We start from the raw sequence: 22,173 nt of genomic DNA, 5'->3' as shown, positions 1-22,173 counted from the left end.
ACGGGTGCGGCGGGTCGCGGGGCCGACCCTCGGCCGGCCCCGGCGCCCGGCCCTCGACTGGCCTCGCCCGGCCCCGGCTGGCCCCGGCTCTGGCGTCCCGAGCGTCCGCCCGGCGTGTCGGGTGTCCCGGCCCGGCCGGGAGGAGCGCCGCGGTGGCAATTGGGGCCGAAACGCCCTTATGTCCGAATCGAGAGGTCTTTGTTTGATTATCGGCGTAAGTTGGGCGGGTTTGGGCGGCTTGCACTCTTGATTTGCCGCATCTGTGATCTTATTGTCGCCGCATGACCTCCGCTCCGGGCTCGCCCGGTGACGTTCTGACGCTCATCAGCGCCGGTTCCGCGACCACCCGCTCGGACCTCGCCAGACTCACCGGTCTGGCCAGGTCCACGATCAGCCAGCGGGTCGACGCGCTGATCGAACGCGGACTGGTGTCGGAGACCGGAAGCGGTGAGTCCACCGGCGGGCGCCCGCCACGGCAACTCCGCCTGCAGACCGAGGAGCACGCCTTCGCCGGCGTCGATCTGGGCGCCACGCACTGCCGGATCGCGCTGATGGACATCTCGGGCGACGTACTGGCCGAGTGCGAAGATCCGCTGCTGATCGCCGAGGGCCCGGAGACGGTCCTGGCGCACGTCGACGAGCGGCTGGAACGGCTGCTCGCCGAGGCGGGACGCCCCCGGGCCGCGCTCAAGGCGATCGGAATGGGGGTGCCGGGGCCGGTGGAGTTCGCCACGGGCCGGCCCAACAACCCGCCGATCATGCCCGGCTGGAACGACTACCCGATCCCCGAGCACTTCGCGGGCTGCACCGTACTCGTCGACAACGACGTGAACGTCATGGCGCTCGGCGAGCACCGCAACGCCTACCCCGGCGCCAGTCACCTGCTGTTCGTCAAGATCGGCACCGGCATCGGGTGCGGCATCGTGGCCGAGGGCAAGCTGCACCGCGGCGCCCAGGGGTCGGCCGGCGACATCGGCCACATCCGGGTCTCCGGCCACGAGGACGCCGGCTGCCGCTGCGGCAACAGCGCCTGCCTGGAGGCGGTCGCCGGCGGCGTGGCCGTCGCCAGGAGGCTGACCGAGCTGGGGACACCCGCCGAGACGGGGGCCGACGTGGTGGCGCTCGTACAGGCGGGCAACACGCAGGCGCTCCGGCTGGTCAGGGAGGCGGGCAGGCTCATCGGCGAGGTGCTGGCCAGCCTGGTCAACTTCTTCAACCCCGAGGTGATCGTCATCGGCGGCGCCCTGTCCCGGGTCCACGAGCACCTGCTCGCGGGCATCAAGGAGACCGTCTACCGCAGGTCGCTGCCGCTGGCCACGCACCACCTCTCGATCGTGCCGAGCCGTACCGGGATCAACGCCGCCGCGCTGGGCGCCGGGATCCTGGCGATCGAGCACTACCTGTCACCCGAGAACATCAACCGCATCGTCAACGCCTGAAAGGGACCCCGATGCTTGTCATGAGGGGGATCGTCAAGCAGTTCCCCGGCGTGCGCGCGCTCGACGGGGTGGACCTCGACGTGCGGGCCGGCGAGGTGCACTGCCTGCTCGGCCAGAACGGCGCGGGCAAGTCGACGCTCATCAAGGTGCTGGCGGGCGTCCACCAGCCCGACGAGGGCACGATCGAGTTCAACGGCGCGCAGGTCAGGGCGGGCAGCCCGATCGACGCCATCAGGCTCGGCTTCGCCACCATCTACCAGGAACTCGACCTGGTCGACGGGCTCAGCGTCGCGGAGAACATCTTCCTCGGCCACGAGCACGCCCGCGCCGGCTTCGTGAACAGGGGAGCGGTCAACCGGGCCGCCGGCGCCGTGCTGGCCAGGCTCGGCCACCCGGAGATCCGGCCGAAGGCCGAGGTCGGCCGCCTGTCACCGGCCGCCAAGCAGGTCGTCTCGATGGCCCGCGCGCTCTCGCACGAGGCGCGCCTGATCATCATGGACGAGCCGTCGGCCGCCCTGGCCCACGACGAGGTGGCGAACCTGTTCCGCATCATCCGCGAACTCACCGCCCAGGGCGTCGCCGTCGTCTACATCTCGCACCGGCTGGAGGAGATCCGCGAGATCGGCGACCGGGTCACCGTGCTCAAGGACGGCCGTACGGTCGCCGTCGGCCTGCCCGCCCGCGACACCCCCACCTCCGAGATCGTCTCGCTGATGACCGGCCGCAACGTCGAGTACGTCTTCCCACCTCGCGCCGCGGAGTCCCCGGGCGACGAGGTGCTGCGCGTCGAGGGACTCAGCTCGCCGGGCACGTTCGCCGACGTGTCGTTCTCGGTGCGCGCCGGTGAGATCGTCGGGCTGGCCGGGCTGGTCGGCTCCGGCCGTTCGGAGATCCTGGAGGCGGTCTACGGCGCACGTCGCGCCTCCGGCAGCGTCGTGCTCTCGGGCAAGCCCGTACGGCGGGGTGACATCGTCGGCACCGTACGGCGAGGCATGGGCCTGGCCCCGGAAGAGCGCAAGGCCCAAGCCCTCCTGCTCGACCAGAGTGTCACCGCCAACATCACCTTGGGCAGCCTGCCGGGATTCGCCAGGTTCGGCTGGATGGACCGGGCCCGCGAGAAGGCCGAGGCGCAGCGGCTGGTCGAGGTGCTCGACATCCGCCCGCCCGACCCAGAACGGCCGATCAAGACGCTGTCCGGCGGCAACCAGCAGAAGGCCGTACTGGCCCGCTGGCTGCTCGGCAGCCGCAAGCTGCTCCTGCTCGACGAGCCGACCAGGGGCGTGGACGTGGGCGCCAGGGCCGAGCTGTACGCGGTGATCCGCGGGCTGGCCGACCAGGGCATCGGCGTGCTGCTGGTGTCCAGCGAGGTGCCGGAGGTGCTGGGCCTGTCCGACCGCGTGCTGGTGCTGCGCGAGGGCACGGTCATCCACCAGGGCGACGCCCAAGACCTCGACGAGCACCGCGTGCTGGACATGATCATGGATGGGAGAGCCGCCTGATGAGCAACCCCGCAGAAGCGGGCCCGCACGACCGTTTCGCCGCGCGGGCGCCCGGCCCGCTGGCCTGGTTAGGGGAGACCCGGCACCTGGGCCTGGTGATCGCGCTGGTGCTGCTCGCGATCGTCGGCCTGGTCACCAAGCCCGAGAACTTCGCCACCACCTCCAACCTGGTCAGCATCCTGTCGCTGGCCGCCACCATCGGCGTCATCACGGTCGGCGCCACGTTCGTCATCATCGGCGGCGGCATCGACCTGTCGGTGGGCGCCACCATGGCCTTGGCCTCCGTCTGGGCCACCACGCTGGCCACCCAGGCGTACGGGCCGGCCGTGATGGCGATCTGCGCGATCCTCGTCGGCACCGGCACGGGGCTGGTCAACGGGCTGCTCATCGCGTACGGGCGGCTGGTGCCGTTCATCGCCACGCTGGCGATGCTGGTCGCGGCGCGGGGGCTGGCCCAGCGCATGTCCGACCGTAAGACGCAGATCATCCAGCCCGAGAACAGCGCGATCGTGGACCTGTCGACCACCCGGTTACTCGGCGTCCCGCTGCTCGTGTACATCTTCGCGCTGGTCGTGGCGCTCGGCTGGGTCCTGCTCAACCGCACCACGTTCGGCCGCCGCACGTACGCGGTCGGCGGCAACCCCGAGGCGGCCCGGCTCGCCGGCATCAACGTCCGCCGGCACACGATGCTCCTGTACGCCCTTTCCGGGCTGTGCTGCGGCATCGCCGCCATCCTCATCATGGCCCGCACCACCACGGGCTCCTCCACCCACGGCGACCTGTACGAGCTCGACGCCATCGCCGCCGTCATCATCGGCGGCACCCTGCTCACGGGCGGCCGCGGCACGATCATCGGCTCGATCCTGGGCCTGCTGATCTTCACTCTCATCACGAACCTGTTCATCCTCAACGGGCTCAACACCAGCGACCAGCTGATCGCCAAGGGCCTGATCATCGTCGTCGCCGTCCTTCTCCAGCGACGGAACCTGAAGGAGAGAGCACCATGAGCAACAACGTCGCGCGCAGAGGTTTCCTTGTCGGCGGAGCCGTGCTCTTAGCGGCCGGCTGCACCAGCAACGAGCCGGCGGTCGCGCCCTCGACGGCGGCGCCCGCCCCCGTTCCCGCGGCCAGCGGCAACGACCAGCCCGGCACCAAGGTCGTCATCGGCTTCTCCGCGCCCGCGGCCGACCACGGTTGGATCGCGGCCATCGCGAAGAACGCCGAGTCCGCCGCCAAGCAGTACGCGGACGTCGACTTCAAGCCCGTCGAGCCGACGAACGACATCAACCAGCAGATCTCCGCCGTCGAGTCGCTGATCGCGGCCAAGGTGAGCGCGCTGGTGATCCTGCCGAACGACGGCCAGCAGCTCAACCAGGTCGCGCTCCAGGCCACCCAGGCCGGGATCCCGGTCATCAACCTCGACCGGATCTTCCCCGACAAGCTGGCGTACCGCACGTGGATCGGCGGCGACAACTACGGCATGGGCGTCGCGGCCGGCCACTACATCGGCAAGCAGCTCAAGGACAAGGGCGTCTCGAACCCGGTGATCGTGGAGATCCAGGGCATCGCGACGCTCCCGCTGACCCAGGACCGCAGCAAGGGCTTCGCCGACGCGTTGAAGACGTACGGCTTCAGCGTCACGGCCAAGCAGGACGCCAAGTTCACCGTGGAGACGGGCAACTCGGTGGCCGCCAGCCTGCTGCAGGCGCACAAGAAGATCGACGCCCTGTGGAACCACGACGACGACCAGGGCGTGGGCGTACTGGCCGCGATCAAGGAGGCTGGGCGCAGCGAGTTCTTCATGGTCGGCGGCGCCGGCTCCCTGAACGCCATGAAGGAGATCCAGTCGGGCACCTCGGTGCTGAAGGCCACCGTCACCTACAGCCCCACGATGGCCGCCTCGGCCATCAAACTGGCCAGGTTGATAGCGCAGGAGAAGGGCATGAGCGACCTGGTGGAGAACCAGGTCCCGCAGTCGATCACGCTGGCGTCGGAGACTATCACCAAGGAGAACGTCGAGAAATACTTGCCTCTCGGCTTCGAATCCTGATCGGGGGTTGCATGTCAGACCAAACCATCGTCGGCGTGGGCATGATCGGCTACGCGTTCATGGGCCGCGTCCACTCCCAGGCCTGGCGCAGCGTCGGCGCCTTCTTCGACCTGCCGCTGGCACCCCGCATGGCGGTGCTGGCCGGTAGGTCCAAGGAACACACCGCCGCCGCTGCCGCCCGGCTCGGCTGGGCCGACGTCGAGACCGACTGGAGGGAAGTGGTCAGGCGCGACGACGTGCAGATCGTCGACATCTGCACGCCGGGCGACTCCCATGCCGAGATCGCCATCGCCGCCCTGGCGGCCGGCAAGCACGTGATCTGCGAGAAGCCGCTGGCCAACAGCGTGGCCGAGGCGGAGGCCATGGTGCGTGCCGCGGCTTCGGCGTCCGGCAAGAACATGGTGGCCTTCAACTACCGGCGGGTGCCGGCGGTGGCCCTGGCCCGGCGCTACGTCGAGGAGGGCCGGCTCGGCGAGATCCGGCACGTACGAGCCCAATACCTGCAAGATTGGATCGTCGATCCGGAGTTCCCGCTGGTGTGGCGGCTGCAGAAGGACAAGGCGGGGTCCGGTTCGCTCGGCGACATCGGGGCGCACATCATCGACACCGCCCAGTTCATCACCGGCCAGAACGTGGTGGGCGTCTCGGCGCTCACCGAGACGTTCGTCAAGGAACGCCCGCTCTCGCCGGGCTCTTCGGAGACCGGACCCGTCACCGTGGACGACGCCGCGCTCTTCATCGGCCGGCTCTCCGGAGGAGCGGTGGCCTCCTTCGAGGCCACCCGGTTCGCCACCGGACGCAAGAACGCGCTGCGCATCGAGCTCAACGGCTCGCTCGGCAGCCTCGCCTTCGACTTCGAGGCCATGAACGAGCTGTGGGTCAGTGAGGGGGGTGGCGGCTTCAAGCGCATCCTGGTCACAGAGCCCGACCACCCCTACGCGGCGGCGTGGTGGCCGCCCGGGCACGGACTCGGGTACGAGCACACCTTCACCCACGAGATCAAGGACTTCCTGGAGGCCATCGCCCAGGGCGACGACCCGGCGCCGTCGTTCGCGGACGGCCTCCGAGTGCAACGCGTGCTCGCCGCGGTCGAGCGCAGCGCGGCTGACTCCAGCCGCTTCACAGTCGTGGAGGACGTATGAGACCGGTCACATTGTTCACCGGCCAGTGGGCCGACCTGCCGTTCGAGGAGGTCTGCCGGCTCGCCGCCGAATGGGGCTACGACGGCCTGGAGATCGCCTGCTCCGGCGACCACTTCGACGTGGCGCAGGCGATCGCGGACCCGTCGTACGTCTCCGCGAAGCAGGCGCAGCTCGAAAAGCATGGCCTCAAGGTGTGGACCATCTCCAACCATCTTGTCGGCCAGGCCGTCTGCGACCACCCCATTGACGAGCGCCACAAGGCCATCCTGCCCGCCCGGATCTGGGGCTCGGGCGACCCCGAGTCCGTACGCCAGGCGGCCGCCGAGGACATGAAGAACACGGCGCGAGCCGCGGCCCTGCTGGGTGTCGACACGGTGGTCGGCTTCACCGGGTCGTCGATCTGGCACACGGTGGCGATGTTCCCGCCGGTGCCGGCCTCGATGGTGGAGGCGGGCTACCAGGACTTCGCGGACCGCTGGAACCCCATCCTCGACGTCTTCGACGAGGTCGGGGTCCGGTTCGCCCACGAGATCCACCCCAGCGAGATCGCCTACGACTACGTGACGACCCAGCGCACGCTGGAGGCCATCGGCCACCGTCCCGCGTTCGGCCTCAACTGGGACCCGTCCCACATGGTCTGGCAGGACCTCGACCCGGTGGCGTTCATCCTGGACTTCGCCGACCGGATCTACCACGTGGACTGCAAGGACACCCGCGTCCGCGTCGGCGACGGCCGCCGCGGCCGCCTCTCCTCGCACCTGCCGTGGGCGGACATGCGGCGCGGCTGGGACTTCGTCTCCACCGGGCGCGGGGACGTGGCCTGGGAGGACTGCTTCCGGGCGCTCAACTCGATCGGGTACAGCGGGCCGATCTCGATCGAGTGGGAGGACGCGGGGATGGATCGGCTGGACGGGGCACGAGAGGCGCTGGGCTACATCCGTGGCCTCAACGCCATCACCCCACCGACCACCGCCTTCGACGCGGCCTTCTCCACCACCTGACGCCTTCTCGCCGGGGGCCCACAACCGTGGGCCTCCCGGCGGGGCGCGCTGCCCAGGGGGCTTCGCCCCCTTCGACCCCCGACAGGCGAGGTCCTCGCGGTGGGGCGCGCTTCGCGCGAATGACGCTCAGGCGTGCTTCCTTGGGGGCTTCGCCCCGAGGCGAGGGGCTCCCGCCCCTCGCGCACCCCAGCCTTGTCCGGCGGAGGGACCAGTAAACTTCTCAGCCGATTCGGTCTTCGAGCCGGAGGCGTCTCCACTGGCTAGTGGCCCGTCACACAACCTTGGCCGGGTAACTGGTGCGGCCCGAACTCATCGACGCAGATCACCCGTCCATCGGCGGGTGGATGATCGCGCCGTCCCACGGCGGGCCGAGCCTCCTACGGCCGGATCTCGTAGACGAGGTTGAACGGGGTCTCCGCGGCCCTTCGGAACCGGGTGAAGCCCGCCTCGCGACTCAGCTCGCGGATCCTCGCCTCGCCCGCCTGCGCGCCCAGCGCGTAGCCGCCCGGCTGGGACAGCGCGTTGGGCACGCAGAGGAACGTGGACGCGCTGTAGTACAGCCGCCCCACGTAGGTGAAGTTGTCCTCCACCGAATCGGCGGCGTACGGCTCGACCAGCAGCCACGCGCCCTCCGGAGCCAGCGCTTCCCGCACCCGCCGAGCGGCCCCCAGCGGGTCGCCCATGTCGTGCAGGCAGTCGAACATCGTCACCAGGTCGTAGTCGGTGCCGGTGAAGGTGTGCGCGGTGGCCACCTCGAAGTCGACCCGGTCAGCCACCCCGGCCTCGGCGGCATGCTCGCGGGCCAGCTCGATGGACTCGGCGTGGTAGTCCGAGCCGACGACCGTGGTACGCGGGTACGACTGCGCGAGGAGGATCGAGGACGACCCGAGGCCGCAGCCGACGTCCGCGACCACGGTCCCCGCCTTCAGCTTCTCCTCGATCCCGTCCAGCGCCGGGATCCAGCTCGACACCAGCGCGGCCACGTAGGCCGGCCGGTAGAACGCGTCGCACCCGACGAAGACGTCCTCCACGTGCTCGTGCCAGCCGAAGCCGGCGCCCGTTCGGAACGCCTCGGTGATGCGCGGCTCGGCGCGTAGCATGCCCAGCGCGATGAGGTTCGCCGCCGGTATGTTCGGGCCGGCCGGGTCGGCCAGGCAGAACGCCTGCTCCTCCGAGAGTGAGAACCGGCCGGTCGCCGCGTCGTAGCCGACGTACCCCCCGGCGGCCTGCCCACGCAGCCATTCGGTGAGGTAACGCGGGTGGCACCCGGTGCGCTGGGCGAACTCCTCGGGAGTCGCCGGCCCTTCGGCGAGGGCGCGATACAGGCCGAGCCGGTGACCGATCACGACGGAGCCCGCCGCCTCGGTCGCCCCCAGGTCGCTCATGGCCCTGCCCAGGAACTCCGTCACCTTGTTCTGGTCCATTTGTGGTCTCCTCCCCGCAAGAGGACCCGACAGGGTGAGTCTGCCCTGGTCACAGGCTTGTTACCCGTGCGGGGCGGTATCTGGCGGGTGGTCTGCGCGGCGATCCTCGGGTTGACGGCAGATAGGCGGTGTAGGCGCCAAGTTTCGGTCCGATCCTCCCCGGAGGCCGGTGACATCGAGCTATCGAGGCCCGAGCCCCGTATTTCCATCGAGGAGCTCGCGCACGACGTCGAGGTGGCTCGCATGGCGGGCGGACCCGGTGACGATCTCCTGGAACCAGTGCCGCTCGGCGTAGCCGAGGTGCTCCACGAGACCCAGCACCGTCCATCCCGAGGGCAGGATCGCGGTGGACAACGCCCTCTCTGATTGGACGATGAAGAGCTGCCGGGAGGGCTCGCGCAGGATCACTACCGGCGAGTGCAACACGTTGGCAAACGGAACCGACATTTATCGGACACCGGCACGGCAGGCTCCCTCCCGGCTCGCCCTGCCCCTGCCTTTGCTCTGCGCACGACCACAGCAGTCCTCCGGCTAGAAGGACGACGAGACCCTGATCGCGTCGTACACGCAGGCAGAAACCGTTATTCGCAAGGAATCGACGAAATCCTGGCTATGATGGCTCCGTAGATGCAGGAAGAGGGGTCGATGTGCTGATCCGGTTCGAGGTGGCGAACTTTCGCTCAGTGCTCGATCCCGTCGAATTGTCGATGGTCGCCGTCGATCGAGATCGGGCGGAGGCGCGTCCGGTGCCCAACTTGGGCGAGAGTCTGCTGCCCGTCGCGGCCGTCTTCGGTCCGAACGCCTCTGGCAAGTCGAATGTCATCGCTGCGCTGACCTGGTTGCGGACCGCCATCCGGGATTCGCTGCGTTTCTGGGACGACGAGATCCCCGTCGAGCCGTTCGCGTTCGCCGGTGGTGAGGTCCGTCCTTCAGAGTTCACCATCGAGTCCGTCATATCGGGCGTGCGGTTCGAGTACATCGTCGAACTTGATCGGCGCGCGGTCCGCTACGAAGGTCTGTTCCACTACCCGGAGAAGAAGCGGCGACGGATTTTCGAACGTGAAGGGGACGAGTTCAAGCTCCAGCGCGGTCTTGGGAACCTGTCCGGCACCCGTGAACTGTTGACGTCGCGCGCGCTTGCCCTGTCGATCGCCCGGCGATTCGATGAGCCGCTCGTCTCTGGTTTCGCTCGCGACCTCCTCGCGGCGCAGACGCTCGGGCTGAAGTCGCGTGGCCGGCGTCCCGTGAATCTCGCTCCGGCACGTTCGACCCTTCGTTGGTTCGAAGAGCTCTCCGATCGCGACCAGTTCGCGTTGCCGGGATTTGAGGAACTGGACAGGCCTTCTCCGGCGGATCGTACTCAGGCGCTGGCCTTGCTCCGGCTGGCCGACATGGGCATCGACGACGTGGTGATCGACGAGCCCGAGGTCTCCTATCCGGAGGGCAGTCCCGAGTCGGCGCGCATGCGGACACAACGCGCTGTCCGCCTTGTCCACCGGGCGGCTCATGAGAGGGTGCCGCTCGACTTCGCGGCGGAGTCGGAGGGCACACGCACCTGGTTCCAGCTCATCGGTCCAGTGCTGGCCGCGCTCAGGGCTGGTTCGCTGCTGCTGTTCGACGACCTGGATGCGAGCCTGCATCCGACGTTGTCCATGCAGCTGATTCGGCTGTTTCACGACCCGGCGACCAACCCTAGGGGCGCGCAGCTGGTCTTCACTTCTCACGACACGAGTCTGCTCAACCACCTCAACCGCGATGAGGTCTGGTTGACGGAGAAGGGGGAGGACGGCGCGACCCGGCTCGGCGCACTGGCCGAATTCGCCGGTGAGCGGGTGAGGAAGTCGCAAAACCTGGAGAAAGCCTATTTGCATGGGCGGTTCGGTGGGCTACCGGATGTCGACCGCGCGGAAATTCTCCGCGCCCTCGGACTGATCGGCTAGCTGAGATGGCGCCGAGAAGAACCAAAGCGAAGGACCTCAGGCGGAGGATCGCCAACCGTCCAGAACGCAAGACCATTGTTGTGTTCTGCGAAGGCGAAGCCTCGGAACCCGACTACATCAATGGGCTGAAGCGGCTCCCGGATGTTCGCGCCAACACCTCGATCAACATCGAGATCCACCCTGAACAGGGAGTTCCGTTCACTTTGGTGCAGCGAGCCGTCGAGCGAAGCCGTGATGACGAAGTCGATGAGTGCTGGTGTGTGTTCGATGTCGAGTGGCCCAAGAACCATCCGAATCTCAAGCAAGCCGTCCGGCCGGCGGACGAGCATGGAATTCGCCTGGCCATCTCGAATCCTTGTTTCGAGCTGTGGTTGATCCTTCATTTTGAAGAACAGACGGCGTTTATGAACACCAGCGAAGCCGAACGGAAGAGCCGTAAACTCGACGGACGCTCTGGGAAGAGGATCGACGCCGAACAATACCTGAGACACCGGCATGCGGCCTCGGAGCGCACGTCTTTGCACAAGACAGCTGCACGTCATCGGGCTGATGGGGCGATAAGTGCGTCCGACGCGGCTGCGAAGGCCAGGTTTCGGGCTGACCCAAGGGAGCCTTGCCGATACCCGTCAGACGCGAGGCGGACTTCGCCGGGCCGAAGACATGAGTCGGTTGGCGAGCTCCGTGACAAGGTCGCGGAGCTCATCCGGTTGCTCGATGACGAACGGCCGGTCCAGCGAAGCGAGCACGCCCGGCAGCCAGTCAAGCCGTTCGGCGCGGACCTCGACACGGGACCACTGCCTGGTGTCCGAATCTGCGCCGCTCGCGGACGGCGACTCCGCCACGACCGCGACGCTGGCCGGAAGCCGGGTGCGGATTTGCTCGGCTGTCCCCTGGATCCGCAGAATCACCTCGTGTCGGTACGGAGCGGTGGCGAGCCCTGTCAGGACGCGCTTCGCCGGATCGAGTCCAACAGGCGGCTCAAACGATCCGGGCAGAGCTCTCGTGCCGGTAATGCGATCCAGCCGGAACATCCGGTCCTCGCCGACCGCGGGATCTGCACCCGTCACGTACCAGTTGCCCGAGTGGGCGACGAGCCCGTAGGGGTGCAGCGTGCGTTCGCTGCGCCGGCCGTCGGCGGCGGTGTACCGGATCGAGATCGGCCGGTGATGGCGCACCGCGTCGGCGATCGAGAGCAGGACTCCGGTCTCCGGGGCGGCCGACTCGCCGGGCGGAGCCGTGAAGGCGAGGGAGCCGAGCACGGCGTCGAGTCTGTGGCCGAGCCGCTCTGGCAGCACCCGCCGGATCTTGGCCGCTGCCGTCTCGCTCGCCGTGCCGGTGGCCGTCATCAAGCCGGCCCGCCGACCCGCGACCAGGCCGAGCAGCACGGCGAGCGCTTCGTCATCGCTCAGCATGAGCGGTGGCATGCGGTAACCGCGAGCGAGCCGGTAGCCCCCGTAGCGGCCGCGCACGGACTCGACGGGCATGTCGAGGTCGATGAGGTGGTCGACGTAGCGTCGCACCGTGCGCTCATCGACGTCGAGCCTGTCGGCGAGTTCGGCCACGGTTCGAAGGCCTCCCGCTTGCAGGAGCTCCAGCAGGGCGAGCACGCGGGCAGTGGGCCGGGACATGTTCATAAGTGTCCTGCAGATACCGGGCGGATTCTGTCCAGTATCGCTCGTAGCGTGTGGTCAGAAGCACTGACCTACCTGGAGAGACCCGCCATGAACTTCGTCTCGATCCGTATCATCACCGGCGATGTCGCCCGCCTCGTCGGCTTTTACGAGCGCGCCACTGGGGTCCAGGCGAGCTGGTCCAACGATGACTTCGCCGAACTCAACACCGCCTCGGCCACCCTCGCGATCGGCAGCACCCATACCGTGCCGCTGTTCGCGCCTGGCTGCGCCGATCCGGCCCAGAACCGCAGCGTCATCATCGAGTTCCTCGTCGACGACGTGGACAGCGTGCACGAGAAGCTGACCGGCTTCGTGGAGGACTTTGTCAACGAGCCCACGACGATGCCCTGGGGAAACCGCTCGCTCCTGTTGCGCGACCCCGACGGCAACCTCGTCAACTTCTTCACCCCCGTCACCCCGGCCGCCATCGAGAAGTTCGCTCGCTGACGATCCGGGCCTTGTGGGTGGCGGAGCAGGAGCGTGGACGCCCGCGTTCGCGCACCTGAGGGCCGGGGACCTCCGACGATCCACGGCTCAGTAGGTTCTCCGCCCAGCCTCTTGATCGCGCCGCGGCCCACCAGCGTGTCGCCGTCTATCGCCGACCAGAAGGTGACCTCGGGAGTGCGCGGCCCGGTGAGATCAAGGACGTGTTTGCTCTTCAGACGCCTCTCAGGGATGTGATGGATCACATCTCCTGGACGTGCTGTGCAAGGAACTCGGTGATCTGCGGGCCGGAAAGGCAGTCCACAACGATGTTCATACAGTCTCCTGCTTCAGCGTCTGCTCATGCGTAACGCGGTGGTGCCGGGTCGGCATCCCAAGTGTCGGGTTGGCGACGCTCCATGCGGCGCTCTTGCAGATCAGTTCCTTGTAGGCGGCGGCCAGTCGGCCGCGCAGGACCATCTGCTTGGCGCGGTCGTCGGCTGTGACGTACTGGATCAGGCCCTCCTTGCGGCCCAGTGAGATGCACTGGTTGGCGTAGCCGATCGTCTTGTCCGGGACCTTCCGGCCGGTCAGGCGCGCCGCGATGACGTCGGCGGCCAGCCAGGCGGTGGGGATTCCCGAGGCGCACGACATCCGTAGCGGCTTGTCTCCGGCGCCCATCGCCATGGCCGCGTCGCCGACGGCGTACACATCGGGGTGGGAAACCGAGCGCATGGTCCGGTCGACCACGATCTGGCCGGTGCCGGAAACCTCCAGGAAGGTCGCCTTCGCGATCGGGTGGACCGCGAAACCGGCGGTCCATACGGTGACCGCGGCGGGGATGACCGTGCCGTCGGCGGTGGTGACGTGGCCGGCTCCGACCCCGGTGATGGTGGTGTGTTCGTACGCGGTGATGCCGAGCTTGCCGAAGACCTTCCGTACATGCTCGCGGCCCTTGGGTGAGAGCCAGTCGCCGAGGTTGCCGCCGGCGGCGAGGGCGACGTCGAGGTCCGGGCGGGCCTCGGCGATCTCGGTTGAGGCCTCCACGCCGGTGAGCCCGCCGCCGACCACCAGCACGGTTTGTCCGGCATCGAGGCTCGCCAGGCGCTCGCGTAGCCCGAGTGCTCCGATACGGCCGGCGATCTGGTAGGCGTGCTCGGCGGTCCCGGGTACGGCTTGGCTGTTCCAGCCGCTGCCGAGGGCGTACACGAGGGTGTCGTACTCCAGCTCTTCCGCACCGTTCGCGCCGGTGATGGCGACGGTCTTGCGGTCGACGTCGACGCCGGTGACCGTCGCGAGCCTCAGTTCGACGCCGGTGCCGGCGTAGATCTCGCTGAGTGGCCGGGGCTTGAGGTCCTGGCCGGTCGCCAGTTGGTGGTTGCGGACGCGTTCGACGAAGTCAGGCTCGGCGTTGACGAGGGTGATGGCGACGTCCTCGCGGCGCAGCCGCTTGGCGAGGCGGCCGGCGGCGCTGGCTCCGGTGTATCCGGCTCCGAGAACGACGATGCGGTGCTGCATTTCAGGCTCCTGTCCGGTTCGGATGTGTCACTTGAACCGGATGGCCCGCCATTTCCTGACAGGAGCGCATTGTGAGACACGTCACATCACGAGCAGGGGCTCCCCATGGCTGGCGGCCGCCCATTGCTCGGTCGCGCGTTCGAGCTTGTCGGGGTTTGCCTGGGTACGGCAGGCGGTGATGCCCTCGGCGGTGACCTCCAGGCACATGATGGCGACGACCCGGCCCTCCACGACGGCCACAACGGCGGGTTCGCCATTGGCGGTCCAGGCGTACATCTCGGGCGAGCCGCCGACGATGGCGCGCTTGGCCTCGGCGGGCTTGAACATGCGCCACACGAACTTCGCGACCGCGACGGCTCCCTCGAACGCCTTGGTGCGTGCCGGAACCTTCCCTCCGCCGTCGCCGATGGAGACGGCGTCCTTGGTGAGCAGGCGTACGAGCTCATCGGTCTGGCCACTGGTGGCGGCAGCGAGGAACTCCTCGACGATCCGCCGGGCGGCGGCATCGTCGATCTCGGCGCGGGCTTTGCCGTACGCGACATGCTTCTTGGCGCGGTGAAAGATCTGCTGGCTGGCTACCTCGGTGATGGCGAGGATCTCGGCGATATCCCGGTGCGGGTAGTCGAACGCCTCCCGCAGCACGTACACGGCCCGTTCGTTGGGGGACAGGCGCTCCATGAGGGTGAGGACCGCGTACGAGACCGATTCGCGCTGCTCGGCGGTGTCGGCCGGGCCGAGCATCGGGTCCCCGCCGAGCAGCGGCTCGGGAAGCCATTGGCCCACGTAGGTCTCGCGGCGCGCCCGCGCGGAGGTGAGCTGGTTGAGGCACAGGTTGGTGAGTACCTTCGTCAGCCAAGCCTCGGGGACCTCGACGCGGTCGACGTCGGCGGCCTGCCAGCGCAGGAACGTCTCCTGCACGACGTCCTGTGCCTCGTCCGCGGAGCCGAGGAGACGGTAGGCGATGGCCTCCAGGCGGGGCCGCGACAGCTCGAACCGGTCGACGTCATCCACCGTCAAAGGCATGACCCGATCCTAACGGCGTGTCAGCGCAACGCTGAGGGGCGGGCGGTGCGCCCAGGTCGCCCAGCGCCAGAGCCACTCGATGGGGCCCTGGCGGTAGCGGCGCAGCCAGAGGGTGGACAAAAGCCACTGGGCGGTGAGGATGGCTCCCGCGGCCAGGAACGCCGTCTGCGAGGACTGGCCGATCGGCAGGCCGAGGAGTTGGCTGGCCGCCAGGACGAGGAGTGTGGCGGTCAGGTAGTTGGTCAGTGCCATCCGGCCCAGTGGCGCGAAGAGGGCCTGCAGCACCGGTCGCAGCGGCGTTCGGAGCAGGACCAGCAGGGCACATACGTACACGCCGATGAACAGCAGATCGGCCAGGCCGGAGGCGAAGGACGGCTGCGTCGTGTCCGCCCCGGTGTGCATGGTGGCCTGTACCCACAGAGCACAGGCCACCGCCGCCGCGAAGCCCAAGCCCAGCAGGAGCGGACCTCGGGTGGACCGGTCGATCTTTTCGATGACCCCGTAGCGGACCAGTGCCGAGCCCATCAGGAACAGTCCGGCGATCAGCAGGGGCCCGCCCCCGCTGATCAGTGACACCGGGATGAGGGTGGCGGCGAGGCCGGTCACGGCCCATCGCGGCAGCCAGGTCGAGGGCAGCAGCACCAGCATTCCGACGATGGCGTACTTGGTCAGGATTTCGCCCGGCCACAGCAGCATGTGCACGAGGCCGATGGCGAGCAGCGCCACAAAGCGGCGCAGCAGGACCAGTCGTGGGCGGGGGACTCGGTTCGCGGCGGAGCCCAGCAGCAGGGAGAACCCGATACCGAACAGCAGGGAGAAGGTCGGGAGCCCGAGCCAGGGGTCCCAGTCGCCCATGGGCTTCGTCGCGACCGCGGTGCCGTGGTTGGCTATCAACTGGATGTTGGCGAGCAGGATCTCGCACAGCGTGAGCCCGCGCAGCACGTCGAGCGCGATGATCCGGGATCGACCGGAGGACGGCGCGGCCGGACCCGTGGGATGCGCTTGCGGGGGGAGATCTTCGTGTGGCATGGGGCCTCATCCTGCAAGGCCGCCCGGCGGACGGCACCGGTCGAAAGCAGGGTTCACGATGGCCGAGGGGGTACTTTCGGCCGGTTCATCGCCACCTTCCACGAGGCAGGAAACGGGGAAGAAACAGGCTGCTGGCTTGAATGCCTCCCATGACTCGACACCGATCAGCGTCGACATGGTTCGGCGACGAGAGCATGGATCGGCGTACGTTCCTGCGGCGGGCCGGTCTGGCCGTGGGCGCCGGCGTGATGCTTCCGCAACTGGGGGCGCCCGGGACGAGCGCGCCCTTCTCCGCGGCCCTGAGTTCCGCGACATCGAGTATCGACCCCGACCAGCTTTTCAAGAGCGGCGAGTTCAAGCAGGCCGATCGGGGCTATGCGTACCTCCTGCGCAAGGATCCCGGCAATGCGCACGCCGTGGCGCAGCGCGGACGCATCGCGCTGCTGTCCAACAAGTTCGAAGACGCCGAGAGGTTCCTGACCAAGGCCATCGACCTGGCCCCTGGCGACAACTTCTCGAAGCGGCAACTGGCGGAATGCTTCGTCCGGCAGGACAGGGTGGCCCGCGCGGTTCCGTTGCTGCGGGGCACCGGCGATCCGAGTGACGCGGCATTCGCCACCCAGTACGCCGGCGTGTCCGGCACGCCGTATGAGCTACGGGGCGCGCAGCAGACGCGCGTTCCCTTCGTGTGCGTCGATCCGCTGCCCTGCGTCAAAGGCGCGGTGAATGGGGGTGAGCAGCAGAACTTCCTCATCGACACGGGGGCGACGCTGGCCTTCTCGATGGAAATGGCGGAGCAGGCCGGTCTTCGCGCGGTTTCCACCAGCACGAGCCATCCCGCCGGGCAGACCCTCACGACGTATCACGGCGTCATGGAGTCGTTCCGGCTGGGTGACATCGTGCTGCGCAATGTTCCGGTCGTCTGGTACGACCTGAGAATGCCGAACCTGCCGGACGGCTCTCGGCCCTCGGGCGTCATCGGGACCACGCTGCTTTATCACTTCCTGGCCACGATGGATTATGCGAAACAGGCGCTCGTCCTGCGGCGGAAAACGGGAACACAACTGCGGGACTTCCAGACGGGGGCCAGGCGTGCCGGGGCCGATCGCTTGCCCTTGTGGCTGGCAGGCGACCACGTCCCCTGCACACTGGGCAGTCTCAATGATTACGGGCCACGGGTGGCCTCCCTCGACACGGGAGGCATGGGCATGGGCGTCATGACGACCGAGGAGAACGCGAAACGAGCCGGTATCGAGATCGACTACGAACACCCGACGACAGGTGGCGGGGTGACGAGCTACCCGATCACTCCGGCCAGGATAAGCCTCGGCCGCAAGGTCGGCCGGAACATTCCCGGTGTCGTCGGCGGCTGGCCGTGGCTTGAGCTCTTCGGGTTCGAGACGATCGCGAACTTCACCCATGAGTTCTTCAAGCCCTACGCCATCACCTTCGACTATGCCGACATGAACTTCTATATCGCGAGCAGCTAGCGCGGACCCTTCGCGGAGTCCTCGGGTGGTGATCCCCCTGAGGGCTCCGTTCGCGTTTCCGGGCATTGAAACGCTTGGCGGTGCTCAGTCCAAGTAGAGACGTAGGGGCGAACGAACGACGAGACGAAGGAGGGCGTTCGGCTGTGTATGTGGAGAGGCGACTCACATGAACACCATCTTCGAAGACCGCCTGCTCGGTGCATTGAAGGAAGAGATCGCCACAAGGGTGAAGGAACAGCCGGCCCGGGTGCGGCGGCGTGGTTCGAACCGGAGGTTCCTGGCGTTGTCCGGCGCGCTGGCGGGGGCCGCGGCGACCGCCACCGTGGTGCTCACCGTGTTCGGGGGAGCCGGTACACCGGCCTACGCGGTGGTGAAGGGTGCGGACGGATCGGTCGAGGTATGGATCAACGAGTTCCACGACTCCGACGAGTTGGAGGCCAAGCTCGCCGCGGTGGGGATCACGGCGGTGGTCGACTATCTGCCCGCGGACCAGACCTGCCGGGAGCCCCGGGGCGAGCAGGGGATTGCCGGGGGAGAGATGCGAGTCGGCATCGGCAAGGACGGCAAGGGGATCACGTTCAAGATCAGTAAGGGGCGGATCGGGGCAGGTGAGACGCTGGTTCTGGCGATCTCCATGGATCGGGCCGGCGCGGACAGGCCACCCGTTGCCACCTCGCTGCAGGTGGTCAAGGGGGCGGCCGCGAGCTGCGTGGTGACCCCTCTGCGTCTCCCCGCCGACCCGTCCGGCAACGAGAACGAGCAAGACGGCGGTCCCGCCAGCGACATCGAGCGCGGCGGTGCGGACGACAGCCCCGGCCCGAGCACCGCCACCCGCAAGCCGTAATCGGGCTTCCGCCACTCACTTCAACCTGCACCTGTCGGCCCCGCCAACCGCGCGGCCGGTGGATACCTCATGCCCAAAAACCACCCAACAAGGAGAGATATGAGCATCCGTCTGCTGCTAGCCGTACCCGTACTGGCCCTGGCCCTCACAGCGTGCGGCGCGAAGGCCGGTGAGCGGGACGTCGCCAGCGCGAGCGGCAGCACGGCCGGTCCAGCGGCGTCGGCCTCGGCGTCCACCGACAAGCAGGCGGCGGGGCTCAAGTTCGCCCAGTGCATGCGCGAGCACGGCGTGGACATGCCCGACCCCGAGCCCAACGGCCCGGTCGCGATCCAGCAACGTCCGGGAGACGAGCAGAAAGTGCAGAAGGCTCAGGAAGCGTGCAAGCAGTTCATGCAGGCCGCGGTAGGCGAGAAGGGGAAGGGGCTCGATCCGCAGAAGCAGGACCTGCTGGTCAAGTTCGCCCAGTGCATGCGCCAGCACGGCATCGACATGCCGGACCCGAGCGCCGACGGGCGCATTGAGATCAATGTTCCGGAGGGAACCCCGGAGCAGAAGGTCAAGGAAGCCCAGGAGGCGTGCAAGCAGTTCGCCGGCGACATCCCGCTCGCGAAATGAGGAAGGGCCTCGCGTTCACCGCCGCCGCTCTGCTCGCGGCGGTGGCGGCCTGGGCGGTGTTGGCCCTGCTCGACGGCGGTGGCGGCACCGGCACGGCCTTGTCCGGAAAACCGCCGGTCCCGGCCACCGCGGCGATCGTCAGGCAGGACCTGGTGGACACGAAGACCGTGGACGGCGCGCTCACCTACTCCGGCGAGCGCCTCCTGACCGGCGGCGTCGGCGGCACGGTCACGTGGGTGGCCGCGGAGGGCGCGGTGATCCGTCGTGGCCACCCGCTGCTCAAGGTCGACCGGAAGCCGCTCGTGCTGATGTACGGCAAGCTGCCGCTCTACCGGCAACTGGAGCAGGGTGTCAGCGACGGCCCGGACGTCGAGCAACTGGAGCGCAATCTGAAGGCGCTCGGCTACGGCGACTACCTGACCGTGGACGAGCGCTTCAGCTACGCGACCTACCTGGCGGTCAGGCAGTGGCAGGACGACCTGGGTCTGCGGCGGACGGGGCGGGTGGACGCGGCGCAGGTCGTGTTCGTGCCCGCCGCCGTTCGGGTGACCGAGGCGAAGGTCGAGGTCGGCGGGCGTACCGGGCCGGGGCAGGGGGTGCTCGCGGTCAGCGGCATCCGGCGGCTGGTTCACGTGGATCTCGACACCGATTACCAGGCACTGGCCAGGAAGGGTGCCAAGGTCAGCGTCAAGCTGCCGGGCGGCGAGCGGATCACGGGGGAGATCACCTCGGTGGGTACGGTCGCCAAGTCCGCCCAGTCCAGGCAGGGACAGGGGCAGGACAGTGGCGAGACGACCGTCGATGTCGACATCACGCTGAGCAGGACGCCACGTACCAAGCTCGATCAGGCCCCGGTCGACGTCGAGCTGGAGAGCGAACGTCGCAAGGGCGTGCTCGCCGTGCCGGTCGAGGCGTTGCTGGCGCTGCGCGAGGGCGGGTTCGGCGTCGAGGTCGTCGAGGGTGCCACCACCAGGATCGTGACGGTGCGGGTCGGCGCGTTCGGCAGCGGCAAGGTGGAGATCAGCGGCCCGGGCCTCGCGGAAGGCATGAAGGTAGGGGTGCCCGCCCCATGAGCCTTCGCGAAATGAGCATTGTTGAGGTACGGGGCGTGACCAAGGTCTACGGCGGACAGGTCGAGGCGCTTCGCGGGGTGGACCTGACGGTCGAGTACGGCGAGTTGCTGGCCATCGTCGGCCCTTCCGGTTCTGGCAAGTCGACCATGCTCCAGCTGATCGGGACCCTGGACCGGCCGACGTCGGGGACGGTGCGCATCGCCGGCTACGACGTGGCCGAGCTGTCGGACCGGGAACTGTCGGCTTTGCGCGCCCGTCACCTGGGGTTCGTGTTCCAGCAGTTCCATCTGGCTGTTGGCGTGAGCGCGCTGGACAACGTGGCCGACGGCCTGCTCTACACCGGCGCCGCGTTGCGCGAGCGCCGTGAGCGGGCCGAGGCCGCCCTGACCCGGGTCGGACTGGGCCACCGGCTGGGGCACACGCCGAACCAGTTGTCGGGCGGTGAGCAGCAGCGGGTCGCGGTCGCCAGGGCCGTGGTGGGTGATCCGCCGCTGTTGCTGGCCGACGAGCCGACCGGCAACCTCGACTCGCACTCGGGGGCCGAGGTGCTGCGGGTACTGAGCGACCTGCACGCCGCCGGGACCACGATCGCGATCATCACCCATGACACCGAGATCGCCGAGTGGTGCCCGCGGCAGGTCCGGGTCCGTGACGGCCAGATCGTCGCCGACGACAGCCGCCGCTCTCCGGCGGAGACCGTGAAGGGAGCCCGCCCATGACGCGCGGGAGGTTGTCACCTGCCCGACTCAGCACCGTTGACGTGCTGCGGGTCGGGGCGGCCGGGCTACGGTCCCGCCCCGCCCGGGTCATCCTGTCCGCGCTCGGCATCGCCATCGGCATCGCCACCATGATCGCGGTGATCGGCATCTCGTCCTCGTCGCGGGAGCAACTGCTGCGCCAGCTCGACCGGCTCGGCACCAACCTGCTCACCGCCGCGCCCGGCCGTACCCTGTTCGGCGAGCAGGCCAAGCTGCCCGTCTCCGCACTCAGCGCGGTCGAGCGCATCGGTCCCGTCAGTACGGCCTCGGCCACCGGGACGGTCGATGCCACCGTACGGCGTACCGACCACATCCCTGAGGCCGTGACCGGCGGCATCTCCGTCCAGGCGGCGAGCGCCGGGCTGCTGACCACGCTGGAGGGCGGCGTCGCCAGAGGGACATGGCTGAACACCGCCACCGAACGGGCGCCCGCCGTCGTGCTCGGCTCGGCGGCCGCCAAGCGGCTTGGCCTCGGCCGGATCGGCGTGCGGGTGTGGATGGGCGACCAGTGGTTCACCGTCATCGGCATTCTGGGGCCGATGCCGCTCGCCCCGGAGATCGAACGCTCGGTGCTCCTCGGGTTCCCCGCGGCCGAGACGTACCTGGGTTTCGACGGGCACCCCACGACGATCTACGAGCGTTCGGGGGAGGAGGCGGTGGCGGCCGTCAGGGCGGTGCTGCCGCGTACCGTCAACCCGGAGAACCCGGAGCAGGTCGAGGTCAGCAGGCCGTCGGACGCGCTGGCGGCGCGGGCCGCCGCCGCGGACGCGTTCACCAATCTGCTGCTCGGGCTCGGCGCGGTGGCGCTGCTCGTCGGCGGGGTCGGTGTGGCGAACACGATGGTGATCTCGGTGCTGGAACGCCGCAAGGAGATCGGCCTGCGACGCTCCCTGGGGGCCACCCGTGGGCAGGTGCGCATCCAGTTCCTGGCGGAATCCCTGCTGCTCTCCGCGCTCGGCGGTGTCGCCGGGTCGGTGCTGGGCGTCCTGGCCACGGCCGGCTACGCGGTGTCGCGGGGCTGGCCGCCCGTCGTGCCGCCGTGGGCGATCGGCGGGGCGGTCGGCGCCACGCTCGTCATCGGCACGATCGCCGGCCTCTATCCCGCCATGCGCGCCGCCCGCCTGTCTCCGACCATCGCCCTTGCCGCCACTTGAGTACGGCCTATGTACGAATGCCGCTCGTCTCTCCCCGACGATCGCTCTGGCCACCACCTGAGTCCGCCCCACGTGCGA

At 68.7% G+C, this 22,173-nt stretch carries 20 protein-coding genes and 1 pseudogene; 15 read left to right on the top strand and 6 right to left on the bottom strand.

The window, feature by feature from the left end; genetic code table 11:
- Positions 1–281 precede the first annotated feature (281 nt).
- Genes AB0F17_RS36080 through AB0F17_RS36055 form a run of 6 tightly spaced genes read left to right on the top strand, consistent with a single transcriptional unit; the run spans position 282 to position 7,131 of the window.
- Entirely contained in the window at positions 282–1,439 is a 1,158-nt protein-coding gene (locus AB0F17_RS36080; protein ID WP_358032041.1) for an ROK family transcriptional regulator, read from the top strand.
- 11 nt (positions 1,440–1,450) lie between these two features.
- Positions 1,451–2,938 carry a sugar ABC transporter ATP-binding protein gene (locus AB0F17_RS36075; protein ID WP_358032039.1) on the top strand — a complete coding sequence of 496 codons (1,488 nt, stop codon included), beginning with the start codon at positions 1,451–1,453 and terminating at the stop codon, positions 2,936–2,938.
- Positions 2,938–3,945 carry an ABC transporter permease gene (locus AB0F17_RS36070; RefSeq protein WP_358032036.1) on the top strand — a complete coding sequence of 336 codons (1,008 nt, stop codon included), beginning with the start codon at positions 2,938–2,940 and terminating at the stop codon, positions 3,943–3,945. Before AB0F17_RS36075 ends, AB0F17_RS36070 begins: the two co-directional genes overlap by 1 nt.
- Entirely contained in the window at positions 3,942–4,988 is a 1,047-nt protein-coding gene (locus AB0F17_RS36065) for a substrate-binding domain-containing protein (protein WP_358032034.1), read from the top strand. Before AB0F17_RS36070 ends, AB0F17_RS36065 begins: the two co-directional genes overlap by 4 nt.
- A gap of 11 nt (positions 4,989–4,999) precedes the next feature.
- Positions 5,000–6,130, top strand: coding sequence for a Gfo/Idh/MocA family oxidoreductase (locus tag AB0F17_RS36060; protein ID WP_358032032.1), 1,131 nt, complete (start codon positions 5,000–5,002; stop codon positions 6,128–6,130).
- Positions 6,127–7,131, top strand: coding sequence for a sugar phosphate isomerase/epimerase family protein (locus AB0F17_RS36055; protein WP_358032030.1), 1,005 nt, complete (start codon positions 6,127–6,129; stop codon positions 7,129–7,131). The genes AB0F17_RS36060 and AB0F17_RS36055 overlap by 4 nt, the downstream gene beginning before the upstream one ends.
- A gap of 377 nt (positions 7,132–7,508) precedes the next feature.
- Here AB0F17_RS36055 and AB0F17_RS36050 read toward each other — a convergent pair whose 3' ends face one another.
- Positions 7,509–8,555 (bottom strand): class I SAM-dependent methyltransferase, encoded by a 1,047-nt coding sequence (locus AB0F17_RS36050; protein ID WP_358032027.1) that lies wholly within the window; start codon positions 8,553–8,555, stop codon positions 7,509–7,511.
- 180 nt (positions 8,556–8,735) lie between these two features.
- Positions 8,736–9,002 (bottom strand): DUF664 domain-containing protein, encoded by a 267-nt coding sequence (locus AB0F17_RS36045; protein WP_358032024.1) that lies wholly within the window; start codon positions 9,000–9,002, stop codon positions 8,736–8,738.
- A gap of 200 nt (positions 9,003–9,202) precedes the next feature.
- On the opposite strand from AB0F17_RS36045, the gene AB0F17_RS36040 reads away from it, so the two are divergent.
- On the top strand, positions 9,203–10,495 hold the full coding sequence (locus tag AB0F17_RS36040; protein WP_358032022.1) for an ATP-binding protein: 1,293 nt from the start codon (positions 9,203–9,205) through the stop codon (positions 10,493–10,495).
- Positions 10,496–10,500: 5 nt separating this feature from the next.
- A pseudogene (locus AB0F17_RS36035) lies at positions 10,501–10,995 on the top strand (RloB family protein); the annotation flags it as partial.
- Positions 10,996–11,121: 126 nt separating this feature from the next.
- Here the strand turns inward: AB0F17_RS36035 and AB0F17_RS36030 are convergent.
- Complete coding sequence (locus AB0F17_RS36030; RefSeq protein WP_358032020.1) at positions 11,122–12,123, bottom strand: YafY family protein; 1,002 nt, start codon at positions 12,121–12,123, stop codon at positions 11,122–11,124.
- 93 nt (positions 12,124–12,216) lie between these two features.
- On the opposite strand from AB0F17_RS36030, the gene AB0F17_RS36025 reads away from it, so the two are divergent.
- A complete protein-coding gene (locus AB0F17_RS36025) occupies positions 12,217–12,615 on the top strand; it encodes a VOC family protein (RefSeq protein ID WP_358032323.1) in 399 nt (132 codons plus the stop codon).
- 309 nt (positions 12,616–12,924) lie between these two features.
- On the opposite strand, the gene AB0F17_RS36020 is transcribed toward AB0F17_RS36025, so the two are convergent.
- From AB0F17_RS36020 to AB0F17_RS36010, 3 genes are all read right to left on the bottom strand, one after another.
- Entirely contained in the window at positions 12,925–14,109 is a 1,185-nt protein-coding gene (locus AB0F17_RS36020) for an FAD-dependent oxidoreductase (RefSeq protein WP_358032017.1), read from the bottom strand.
- An 81-nt stretch (positions 14,110–14,190) separates the two neighbouring features.
- Positions 14,191–15,132: an RNA polymerase sigma factor SigJ gene (gene sigJ / locus AB0F17_RS36015; protein ID WP_358032015.1), complete on the bottom strand. Its 942-nt coding sequence runs from the start codon at positions 15,130–15,132 to the stop codon at positions 14,191–14,193.
- Positions 15,133–15,141: 9 nt separating this feature from the next.
- The gene (locus AB0F17_RS36010; protein ID WP_358032013.1) at positions 15,142–16,161 is read right to left on the bottom strand and encodes a DUF418 domain-containing protein; all 1,020 of its coding nucleotides are present in this window, start codon (positions 16,159–16,161) and stop codon (positions 15,142–15,144) included.
- A gap of 194 nt (positions 16,162–16,355) precedes the next feature.
- On the opposite strand from AB0F17_RS36010, the gene AB0F17_RS36005 reads away from it, so the two are divergent.
- The 6 genes from AB0F17_RS36005 to AB0F17_RS35980 all read left to right on the top strand — a co-directional run bounded on the left by AB0F17_RS36005 (position 16,356) and on the right by AB0F17_RS35980 (position 22,095).
- On the top strand, positions 16,356–17,651 hold the full coding sequence (locus AB0F17_RS36005) for an aspartyl protease family protein (protein WP_358032010.1): 1,296 nt from the start codon (positions 16,356–16,358) through the stop codon (positions 17,649–17,651).
- 166 nt (positions 17,652–17,817) lie between these two features.
- The gene (locus tag AB0F17_RS36000; protein ID WP_358032007.1) at positions 17,818–18,495 is read left to right on the top strand and encodes a hypothetical protein; all 678 of its coding nucleotides are present in this window, start codon (positions 17,818–17,820) and stop codon (positions 18,493–18,495) included.
- A gap of 99 nt (positions 18,496–18,594) precedes the next feature.
- Positions 18,595–19,110, top strand: coding sequence for a hypothetical protein (locus tag AB0F17_RS35995; RefSeq protein ID WP_358032005.1), 516 nt, complete (start codon positions 18,595–18,597; stop codon positions 19,108–19,110).
- Positions 19,107–20,183 carry a peptidoglycan-binding protein gene (locus AB0F17_RS35990; protein ID WP_358032002.1) on the top strand — a complete coding sequence of 359 codons (1,077 nt, stop codon included), beginning with the start codon at positions 19,107–19,109 and terminating at the stop codon, positions 20,181–20,183. The genes AB0F17_RS35995 and AB0F17_RS35990 overlap by 4 nt, the downstream gene beginning before the upstream one ends.
- Positions 20,184–20,194: 11 nt before the next feature.
- Entirely contained in the window at positions 20,195–20,902 is a 708-nt protein-coding gene (locus tag AB0F17_RS35985) for an ABC transporter ATP-binding protein (protein WP_358032000.1), read from the top strand.
- A complete protein-coding gene (locus AB0F17_RS35980) occupies positions 20,899–22,095 on the top strand; it encodes an ABC transporter permease (protein ID WP_358031997.1) in 1,197 nt (398 codons plus the stop codon). The genes AB0F17_RS35985 and AB0F17_RS35980 overlap by 4 nt, the downstream gene beginning before the upstream one ends.
- Positions 22,096–22,173: the final 78 nt, after the last annotated feature.

This window comes from Nonomuraea sp. NPDC026600 (assembly GCF_040638335.1).
In the GTDB taxonomy this organism is placed as follows: domain Bacteria; phylum Actinomycetota; class Actinomycetes; order Streptosporangiales; family Streptosporangiaceae; genus Nonomuraea.
This window is presented reverse-complemented; position numbering and strand designations above follow the sequence as displayed.

Bases quoted from the DNA above. Each gene is read 5' to 3' on its own strand.
- AB0F17_RS36080 (WP_358032041.1), top strand. From the start codon at position 282: ATGACCTCCGCTCCGGGCTCGCCCGGTGACGTTCTGACGCTCATCAGC.
- AB0F17_RS36075 (WP_358032039.1), top strand. From the start codon at position 1,451: ATGCTTGTCATGAGGGGGATCGTCAAGCAGTTCCCCGGCGTGCGCGCG.
- AB0F17_RS36070 (WP_358032036.1), top strand. From the start codon at position 2,938: ATGAGCAACCCCGCAGAAGCGGGCCCGCACGACCGTTTCGCCGCGCGG.
- AB0F17_RS36065 (WP_358032034.1), top strand. From the start codon at position 3,942: ATGAGCAACAACGTCGCGCGCAGAGGTTTCCTTGTCGGCGGAGCCGTG.
- AB0F17_RS36060 (WP_358032032.1), top strand. From the start codon at position 5,000: ATGTCAGACCAAACCATCGTCGGCGTGGGCATGATCGGCTACGCGTTC.
- AB0F17_RS36055 (WP_358032030.1), top strand. From the start codon at position 6,127: ATGAGACCGGTCACATTGTTCACCGGCCAGTGGGCCGACCTGCCGTTC.
- AB0F17_RS36050 (WP_358032027.1), bottom strand. From the start codon at position 8,555: ATGGACCAGAACAAGGTGACGGAGTTCCTGGGCAGGGCCATGAGCGAC.
- AB0F17_RS36045 (WP_358032024.1), bottom strand. From the start codon at position 9,002: ATGTCGGTTCCGTTTGCCAACGTGTTGCACTCGCCGGTAGTGATCCTG.
- AB0F17_RS36030 (WP_358032020.1), bottom strand. From the start codon at position 12,123: ATGTCCCGGCCCACTGCCCGCGTGCTCGCCCTGCTGGAGCTCCTGCAA.
- AB0F17_RS36025 (WP_358032323.1), top strand. From the start codon at position 12,217: ATGAACTTCGTCTCGATCCGTATCATCACCGGCGATGTCGCCCGCCTC.
- AB0F17_RS36020 (WP_358032017.1), bottom strand. From the start codon at position 14,109: ATGCAGCACCGCATCGTCGTTCTCGGAGCCGGATACACCGGAGCCAGC.
- sigJ (WP_358032015.1), bottom strand. From the start codon at position 15,132: ATGCCTTTGACGGTGGATGACGTCGACCGGTTCGAGCTGTCGCGGCCC.
- AB0F17_RS36010 (WP_358032013.1), bottom strand. From the start codon at position 16,161: ATGCCACACGAAGATCTCCCCCCGCAAGCGCATCCCACGGGTCCGGCC.
- AB0F17_RS36005 (WP_358032010.1), top strand. From the start codon at position 16,356: ATGGATCGGCGTACGTTCCTGCGGCGGGCCGGTCTGGCCGTGGGCGCC.
- AB0F17_RS36000 (WP_358032007.1), top strand. From the start codon at position 17,818: ATGAACACCATCTTCGAAGACCGCCTGCTCGGTGCATTGAAGGAAGAG.
- AB0F17_RS35995 (WP_358032005.1), top strand. From the start codon at position 18,595: ATGAGCATCCGTCTGCTGCTAGCCGTACCCGTACTGGCCCTGGCCCTC.
- AB0F17_RS35990 (WP_358032002.1), top strand. From the start codon at position 19,107: ATGAGGAAGGGCCTCGCGTTCACCGCCGCCGCTCTGCTCGCGGCGGTG.
- AB0F17_RS35985 (WP_358032000.1), top strand. From the start codon at position 20,195: ATGAGCATTGTTGAGGTACGGGGCGTGACCAAGGTCTACGGCGGACAG.
- AB0F17_RS35980 (WP_358031997.1), top strand. From the start codon at position 20,899: ATGACGCGCGGGAGGTTGTCACCTGCCCGACTCAGCACCGTTGACGTG.